7 protein-coding genes are annotated in these 7869 nt (G+C 73.2%); 4 read left to right on the top strand and 3 right to left on the bottom strand.

Annotated elements, in window-relative coordinates; genetic code table 11:
* Positions 1-962, top strand: a 962-nt coding sequence (locus tag CV755_RS03900; protein WP_153068570.1) for a beta-ketoacyl reductase, incomplete at its 5' end; no start/stop codon positions are given.
* Between the two features lie 153 nt (positions 963-1115).
* Here CV755_RS03900 and CV755_RS03895 read toward each other — a convergent pair.
* The gene (locus CV755_RS03895; protein WP_109278683.1) at positions 1116-2348 is read right to left on the bottom strand and encodes a cytochrome P450; all 1233 of its coding nucleotides are present in this window, start codon (positions 2346-2348) and stop codon (positions 1116-1118) included.
* A 90-nt stretch (positions 2349-2438) separates the two neighbouring features.
* Here CV755_RS03895 and CV755_RS03890 point away from each other — a divergent pair, with 90 nt between their 5' ends.
* The gene (locus CV755_RS03890; protein ID WP_109278682.1) at positions 2439-2861 is read left to right on the top strand and encodes a secondary thiamine-phosphate synthase enzyme YjbQ; all 423 of its coding nucleotides are present in this window, start codon (positions 2439-2441) and stop codon (positions 2859-2861) included.
* A 144-nt stretch (positions 2862-3005) separates the two neighbouring features.
* Here CV755_RS03890 and CV755_RS03885 read toward each other — a convergent pair whose 3' ends face one another.
* Both CV755_RS03885 and CV755_RS03880 read right to left on the bottom strand, forming a co-directional pair.
* Positions 3006-3932 (bottom strand): D-alanyl-D-alanine carboxypeptidase family protein, encoded by a 927-nt coding sequence (locus CV755_RS03885; RefSeq protein WP_109278681.1) that lies wholly within the window; start codon positions 3930-3932, stop codon positions 3006-3008.
* A gap of 199 nt (positions 3933-4131) precedes the next feature.
* The gene (locus CV755_RS03880) at positions 4132-4617 is read right to left on the bottom strand and encodes an Lrp/AsnC family transcriptional regulator (RefSeq protein WP_109278680.1); all 486 of its coding nucleotides are present in this window, start codon (positions 4615-4617) and stop codon (positions 4132-4134) included.
* 305 nt (positions 4618-4922) lie between these two features.
* Here CV755_RS03880 and CV755_RS03875 point away from each other — a divergent pair, with 305 nt between their 5' ends.
* A complete protein-coding gene (locus tag CV755_RS03875; protein ID WP_109278679.1) occupies positions 4923-6512 on the top strand; it encodes an FUSC family protein in 1590 nt (529 codons plus the stop codon).
* A gap of 271 nt (positions 6513-6783) precedes the next feature.
* The gene (locus tag CV755_RS03870; protein ID WP_109278678.1) at positions 6784-7815 is read left to right on the top strand and encodes a lactonase family protein; all 1032 of its coding nucleotides are present in this window, start codon (positions 6784-6786) and stop codon (positions 7813-7815) included.
* Positions 7816-7869 lie beyond the last annotated feature (54 nt).

Below are 7869 nucleotides of genomic sequence, written 5' to 3'. Positions count from 1 at the left end.
TCAACCGCCTCGGCGTCACCGCCACCGCCCATGCCGTTGACGTGGCCGACGAGCCCGCCATGACCGCGCTGCTGGCCTCGGTGGACACCGAGGACCACCCGCTGCGCGGCATTGTGCACGCCGCGGCGGTCTTCGACGACCGTCCGCTGGCCGGCCTGGACGAGGCGGCACTGCGCCGCTGTCTGGACCCCAAGGCCGGGGGAGCGCTGCTGCTTGACCGGCTCACCAGGAACCGGCGGCTGGACTTCTTTGTGCTCTACTCCTCGGTCTCCGCCCTGTTCGGCAACCAGAACCAGGCCAACTACGCGGCCGCCAACCTGATGCTGGAGGCCCTGGTACGGGCCCGCCGCCGGGCGGGGCTGCCGGGCCTGGCGGTGGCCTGGGGGGCGCTGGGCGACGCCGGGCATGTGGCACGCAACCGGCTGGACGCCTTTATGACACGCATCGGGCTGGTCCCGGTTCCCGCCGCACGGGCCCTGGACGCCCTGGAGGAGCTGCTGGCCGAGGGGGCCGGCGGGGTGGCGACACTGGCCGGGATCGACTGGGCCCAGGTCCGGCACGGCAGCGGCGCGGTCGCCGCCCCCCGCTTCGCCCTGGTCCGGCCGGAGGGGGAGGAGGGGGAGGGGGCGGCCGAGCGCGAGCTGGCGCTGCTGCTGGCCCGGGCCACCCCCGAGGAGGCGCTGGCCGCGGTGACCGGCGTCCTGGTGGAGATCCTGGCCGGCATCCTGCAGACCGCCCCCGAACGCCTGGCCGCCGACCGGCCGTTGGCCCAGCTCGGCCTGGACTCCCTGATGGGCGCGGAGCTGATGACGGCGATCCACCGGCGGCTGGGCTGCAACCTGCCCGCCGTGGAGATCATCAACAGCGCCACCATCGGGGACCTGGCCCAGCGGTGTGTGCGCCGGCTGGGCCTCAAGGGGGCCGGGCGCGACCGGCCCCTGACGGCCCGTACTGACACCTGACGGCCCGTACCTGAAACCCGGCCGCCGTTGCGCGGCCGGGCTCAGGGCCTGAAAGGCGAACACCGGACGGCGCCGATCTCGGAGCCTGAAAATCCGAACCCTGGGCGCCGCCGGGCGCAGAGCCGGAAACCCGAACCCCGGGCGCCGCCGGGCTCAGAGCCAGTGACCACCCTCCGCCGGCCCGGCGGTGAGCACCACCGGCAGCCGCTCCAGCCCCCGGCTGATCAGCGTCGGCTTAAGGCGCACCGGTTCACCCGTGGCCACCGGCTCGCACCGCACCAGGGCGCCCAGCATCGCCTCCGCCTGGACCCGCACCAGCTTGGCGCCCAGGCAGAAGTGCTCGCCCCAGCCCAGCGACAGATGCTGGGGCGCCCTGGTCACATCCAGCCGGTGCGGCTCGGGGTGCAGGCGGGGGTCGCGGTTGGCGGCCCCGGGCAGCAGCCCCACCACCGTGCCCTCGGCCACCGGCAGCTCCCCGATGGCGGCGTCGCGCAGCGCCACCCGGGTGAGTAGCTGGATCGGCGGGTCATAGCGCAGCAACTCCTCCACCGCCGCCGGGATGCGCTCCGGACGCTCCCGTAGCCATCGCAACTGCTCGGGGTGATTCAGCAGCGCATACAGCCCGTTGGCGATCAGATCGACCGCCGGTTCGTACCCCGCGGCCACCAACTGCCCCACAGCAGTGATCACTTGCTCGGTGGTCAGCGCCGATCCATCGGCGCCCGGCAGCACCAGGGCGCTGACCAGGTCGCCCGCCGGTGCGGCGCGGCGCTGCTCGATCAGGCCGCGCAGATAGCGGGCGAAGTCCAGCCGGGCGCCGTGCACTTGGTCATTGACCGCGGTGGAACGCAGGGCCTCCGGGTCGAAGCCGGTGGCCATCAGGGACAGCGCCTGAAGCCACTGGCCGCGTTCGCCGACCGGGACCCCCACCAGGGCACAGATCACATCCAGGGCCAGCGGTTCGCCCAGCCCGGCGATGACATCGACCTCCCCGGAGCGGTCCACCCCGGCCAGCAGCCCGGCCACCCGGTGTCCGATGGCCGGGCGCAGCCGCTCCACCGCCCGGGCGGTGAACGGTGCGGCGATCCGGGTGCGCAGCCGCCGGTGCTCGGGCGGATCCACCATCAGAAAGGACTGGGCGCCGGTGTTCAGCCGCCCGAAGCCGAAGCGCTCATCGCCCAGCACCGCCTGGCACTCCCGGTAGCCGGTGACCACCACCACTTCCGCGGCCAGCCGCAGCACCGGCCCCCGCTCGCGCAGCCGTTCCTGGAAGCGGTAGGGGTCCGCCCGGTATTCCTCGCCGCGGACGTCAAAGGGGAGCCGGTCCCAGAACTCCCGGGCCACCTCGACCGCGGGGGCCGGTGCCGGCGTGGAACCCATGGTCATCGTCCGTACTCCCTTCCAGGAACCGTACTCAAGGGCTACCCCTGGTGATCCGCGAAGCCACCCGCCACTCGCCCGTATGACAATGGCGGCATGAGCGACACCTTCCACACACGGGTACTCGACATCACCACCGGATCCGCCGAGACGGTCCATGACCTGACCCGGCACTGCGAGGCGTTTCTGCGGGAGACGGCCGACGGCCGGGATGGGCTGCTCAATGTCTTCGTCCCGCATGCCACGGCCGGGGTCGCGGTGCTGGAGACCGGGGCCGGCAGCGACGATGACCTGCTGTCCGCGCTGCATGATCTGCTCCCCGCCGACGACCGCTGGCGTCACCGCCACGGCAGCCCCGGCCATGGCCGGGACCATGTCCTCCCGGCACTGGTGCCGCCGCATGCCACCCTGCCGGTGATCGGGGGGCGGCTGGCGCTGGGCACCTGGCAGTCGGTGTGTCTGGTGGACACCAATGTGGACAATCCCGAGCGGCAGGTTCGGCTGAGTTTCCTGGGGTGACGGGGTTGGGCGCTGGGCGCCTGGCGGGTGTGTTGAGCCCTCGCTCGACCGGGTGGGGCGGGCGGCCCGCTGATGCAAAAGGCCCTGAGCAGGGCGGTGCCTGTTCAGGGCCGAAAGGGGAGGGACCGGCTCCGCGGGGGGAGGTCAGTCCTTCTGGGCGACGGCGGGGAGCCGGCGCATTTTTACGCTGGACTTGGTGTCGAAGGCCCAGTCCAGCATCTTCACCGCGTCCGGGTAGCGCTGGACCGGGTCATTGAGGATGACGCCGATCACCGTGCGCTTGCCGCGCTGCGCGGCGAAGACCAGGCAGGGGCCGGCCGCGGTGCCGGTGCCGGTCTTGATGCCGATGGCGCCCTTGTAGGAGCCGAGCAGCTTGTTGGTGTTGTACCAGGTGTAGGTGCGGTTGCGGTTGGTGGCCTTCTGCCGGGTGCTGGTCGTCTTGACGACCGTGGTGAAGGCCGGGTTGGTCATGGCGCGCCGGGCCAGCTTGGCCAGGTCGCGCGGGGTGGTGTGGTTGTCCCCCTTGTCGGATATGCCGTCGAAGGAGTCGTAATGGGTCTTCTTCAGGCCCAGTTCGGCGGCCTTCTTGTTCATCTTGGAAACGAACGACTTGGTGCGCGCAGCCTCGGTGGAGCCGCTGCCGAAGGTGTCGGCGAGCGCATAGGCCGCGTCACAGCCGGACGGCAGCATCAGGCCGTAGAGCAGCTGGCGCACCGTCATCTTGTCGCCGGTGCGCAGATCGGCGGTGCTGGCGCCGGTGCGCTCGACATAGTCGCGGTACGACTGCTTGATGGTGACCTGGCGGTTGAGGTTGACGCCCCGGGTCTCCAGGACGGTGACCGCCGTCATGATCTTGGTGGTGCTGGCCATCTGCCGCTGGATGTCGGCCGACTTGCCCCACAGCTGCCGGTTGGCGCCGCTGTCCAGCAGGAACGCGCCCTTGGCGGCGATGCCCGACGGACCGGTGGCCGCCTCGGCCGTGGCCGCCGGTATGGCCACCGCCAGGGCGGCGGCGGACGCGGTCAGCGCCAGCCCCCACCGGCGGACCGGTCTGGCCCCATATCGCTGCATGTCACTCCTTTTCATGCTTCATGCTGGTTCCCCCGCCTGTCGGAGGAACCAGCCGATACTCCCATGGCCCCGGGTACCGGTGAGAATCCATCGCCTCAGTTCCCTTTCCGGGCGCAGGAGTAGGCGGTAGAGGGCATGAAATCCGCTTGCTTGCCAGGGATTTGACCCAGGGACGGGAACCGCCGGGGCAACGTCCGCGTCAGGAGCCGCGCTTGTCGCCGGCCCGGCCCACCGCCTCCACCAGCGGCACCATCCGGTACGGGACCCGCTCGCGCAGCACCATCTCGGTCCGGGTGCGCACCACCCCCGGCATCCGCACCAGCTGCTGGATCACATCCTCCAGATGCGCCGCGTCACGCGCCGCCACCCGGGCCATCAGGTCCCCGCCGCCGGTGATGGAGAAGGCCTCCAGGATCTCCGGCACCCCGCCGAGCGCGTCCGCCACCGGATCGAGGTGCCCCTGGGTCACCTCGATATGGACGAAGGCCAACACCGGGTGCCCCAGCGCGGCGGGCGACAGCCTGGGTCCGGTGCCGGTGATCACTCCCTCCCGCTCCAGCCGGTCCAGCCGGGCCTGGAGGGTGCCCCGGGCGATGCCCAGCAGCCGGGCGTACTCCCGCACGCTGGTGCGCGGCCGCTCCAGCAGCAGAGTGAGGATCCTGGCGTCCAGTGCGTCCACAGCCATGGGCCAACGGCTCCCTCTTGGTCCTGGAACAGGGTTGATCACTGTACCAATGGCTCAGTCTTCGCAGGAACAGTTGAGCCAGCGGTGCGGCGGATGCTTTCCTTCTCCCATCCATGGCGTTGCGATGCTGCGTCGGACGGCGAGGAAGCCGGATCCCGACCCCGCAGCGCCTTTGTCATGCCATCCATGTCACGGCATGGCGTGGCATGGCACGCAACGCCATGTCATGTCATGTCATGCCAGGTGCCTTATGTGCCGGGGAGCCATAGGCGCCAAGGAAAGGGGGAGACGGCTCTGTGAAGAGGATGTTCACGGCTCCGGACCCGGGCCGGGTGCGGCTGCGCGCCTCCGCCCGTGCCGTGCTCGGGGTGAGCCTGGCGGTGGCCGCCTGTCTGCTGGCCGGACTGCCGCTGCCCGCCGCCATCCTGGGCGGCCTGGCGGGCATGCTCGCCCTCTTCACCGTGGCCGATCCCACCGTGGCGCGGCAGGCGGTCACCACCGCGCTGCTGCCTGCCGTCGGCCTGCCCGTACTCGCCCTGGCCACCGGGCTGCACGCCCGCCCGCTGGAGCGCGACGCCGCCTTTGTGGCGGTGGTGTTCTGCGGGGTGTACGCCCGGCGCTGGGGCGCCCGGGGGCATGCGCTCGGGGTGTTCGCCTTCATGATGTTCTTCGCCACCCAGTTCCTGCGCGCCCGCCCCGGCGAGCTGGCCGAGCTCTACGCGGCCGTGGCGCTGGCCCTGGCGGTGTCCTCGCTGGTCCGCTTCGGCCTGTGGTGCATCGAGCGGCGCACCCCGCCGCCCGCCCAGCCCGCCCCGTCTCCGGCCCGTGGCCTGGCCCGGCCCACCACCCGGCAGTCCTTCCAGGCCGCCTTCGCCTGCGCCCTGGCACTGGCCGTGGGGCAGGCCGTCTCCGGCGAGCGCTGGTACTGGGCGGTGGGCGCCGCCTGGTGGATCTTCGTCAACACCGCCTCCCGCGGCGAAACCCTGGTCCGGGGCTTCCGCCGGGTGCTGGGCACGGTGCTGGGCATAGCGGCGGGACTGCTGGTGGCGGTGCCGCTGCACGGCGCCCCGGTGCCGACCGTGGTGCTGGTGGCGGCCTGCGTCTTCGGCATCTTCTACACCGCCGCGCCGTCCTACAGCTGGATGATGTTCTTCGTCACGCTGATGGCCGGACTGCTCTACGGGCTGCTGGGCGTGCTGCACCCCGGGCTGCTGGCCCTGCGCCTGGAGCAGACCCTGGTGGGCGCGGCGGCCGCCGCGCTGGCGGTGGCCGTGGTGCTGCCGGTCACCACCCATTCGGCCACCGACGACTGGGTGCGGCGTGCTCTGCTGGCCGTACGGGAGTGCACGGCGCAGTCCGCGCGCCGGCTGGCCGGGGACCACGCGGCGGACCCCGCCCCGCAGGTGGCCGAGCTGGAACTGCTGCTGGCCCGGGTACGTGTCTCGCTGGCCCCGCTGCTGCACCCGCTGAGCCCGCTGCGGGCACGCCGGGAACGGGCCCGCCAGGTACTGGCCCACCTCGACGACTGCGCCCGGCAGGCGCGCGGCCTGGCCGAGGTCGCCGCCGACCCGGAGGCCTCGCACGACACCCGGCTGATCGCCGCCTGCCGACGGGTGGAGAGCGCACTGCTGGAACTGGCGGCGCCGGGGGAGAACGGGGTCGGCCCGGCGGCGGGTGAGAGCGCCGCCGGTGCGGCGGCGGACGGGGCGATGGCCGGCCAGGCCGGCCCCGGTGCCGGGCGGGCGTTGGCCCAGCAGGCTGGTGCCGAGCGGGTCCTGGTCCACCACGTCGGCACCGAGCGGGCGCTGGCCCATCTGCACGATCTGGAGGCCGCCCTGGCCTCACTGGCGGCACCGCTGCGGGGCGGGGCGCGCGGGGGTTTGGCGGAGGGCTGAGGGGGCGGGTGTCGCGGGGCCGACCGCACGGGTGTCGCGGGGGCTGACGGGCGGGCGTCGCGGAGGCCCGGTTGCGCGGGTGCTTTGCGCAGGCCCGGTCTTGCGGGCTTTGCCCGGTTGCGCCGGCGCTTCGCGCAGGCCCGGTCGCGCGCCCGCTTCGCGCAAGGCCCGGTCACGTGGGTTCGCGGAGACGCGGTCGTGCAGGTGCTTTCCGCAGGCCCGGCCGGGGCCGGTAACCTCGCCCCAGCGACAACGGAGGGCGGCGGCTTCGATGAGCGGCAACCGGGCGTACCTCGGCTCCTTCACCGAGGCGGGCGGTCCCGGCCTGACCACGGCACGGCTGGATGCCCGTACCGGCGCGCTGACGCCCGTGCACGCCACCGATGCGGTCGCCAACCCCTCCTTCCTGACGGCCGGCCCCGGCGCCCTCTATGCGGTGAGCGAGACGGCCGACGGATCCGTGGCCGCCTTCTCCCTCGCCGACCCGCTGAGCCCCACGCCCCTCGCGGCGCCGGTGCCGGTGCGCGGTGACGCCCCCACCCATCTCGCCCTGTGCGCCGGGCACCTGTTCACCGCCAACTACGGCTCGGGCAGCGTCAGTGCTCTGCCGTTACGGGCCGACGGCACCCTGGGCGGACCCTCGGCGGTCCTCGCCCACCGGGGAAGGGGTCCGGTGAGCGGGCGGCAGGAGGGCCCGCACGCCCATGCGGTGGTGCCCGACCCCTCCGGCGGCTGGCTGCTGGCGGTGGACCTGGGTACGGACTCGGTGTCCGGCTACCCGCTCGACCCGGTCACCGGCGCGCCCGGCGCGCCGCGTGAGACGAGGCTGCGGCCGGGCATGGGGCCCCGGCAGCTGGTGTTCCACCCCGGCGGCCGGCGGGCCTATGTCCTGGGTGAGCTGGAGTCCGTGCTCACCGTCTGCCGGTGGGACGCTGGAGACGGCACGCTTCGGCCGCTGGCGGAGGTGCCGGTGGTGCCGCCGGGGTCCGGCGTGGAGAACTTCCCGTCCACGCCGGTGATCTCGGCCGACGGCCGCTTCCTGTGGGTGGCCAACCGGGGCCGGGACAGCATCGTGACGTTCGCCCTGGACCCCTCCGGTGACCGGCCGGAATTCCGCGCGGAGGTGGACTGCGGCGGGCACTGGCCGCGCCATCTGGCCGCCCACCCGGACGGGCACCTGCTGTACGCGGCGAACGAACGCTCCGGTGACATCACCCGGTTCACCGTGGACCCCGGCACAGGGGTGCCCCGACGCGCGGGCTCGCTGGCGATGCCCGCCGCGTCCTGCGTGGTCTTCGGCTGAGGCGGCCGCCCCGCAGGGGGTGTGGGGCGGCAGGACTCGCGGCTCCGCCGTGGG

The sequence above is a fragment of the Streptomyces orinoci genome (genome assembly GCF_003121295.1).
GTDB lineage: Bacteria > Actinomycetota > Actinomycetes > Streptomycetales > Streptomycetaceae > Streptomyces > Streptomyces orinoci.
This window is presented reverse-complemented; position numbering and strand designations above follow the sequence as displayed.

Bases quoted from the DNA above. Each gene is read 5' to 3' on its own strand.
- CV755_RS03885 (WP_109278681.1), bottom strand. From the start codon at position 3,932: ATGCAGCGATATGGGGCCAGACCGGTCCGCCGGTGGGGGCTGGCGCTG.
- CV755_RS03875 (WP_109278679.1), top strand. From the start codon at position 4,923: ATGTTCACGGCTCCGGACCCGGGCCGGGTGCGGCTGCGCGCCTCCGCC.
- CV755_RS03890 (WP_109278682.1), top strand. From the start codon at position 2,439: ATGAGCGACACCTTCCACACACGGGTACTCGACATCACCACCGGATCC.
- CV755_RS03895 (WP_109278683.1), bottom strand. From the start codon at position 2,348: ATGACCATGGGTTCCACGCCGGCACCGGCCCCCGCGGTCGAGGTGGCC.
- CV755_RS03870 (WP_109278678.1), top strand. From the start codon at position 6,784: ATGAGCGGCAACCGGGCGTACCTCGGCTCCTTCACCGAGGCGGGCGGT.
- CV755_RS03880 (WP_109278680.1), bottom strand. From the start codon at position 4,617: ATGGCTGTGGACGCACTGGACGCCAGGATCCTCACTCTGCTGCTGGAG.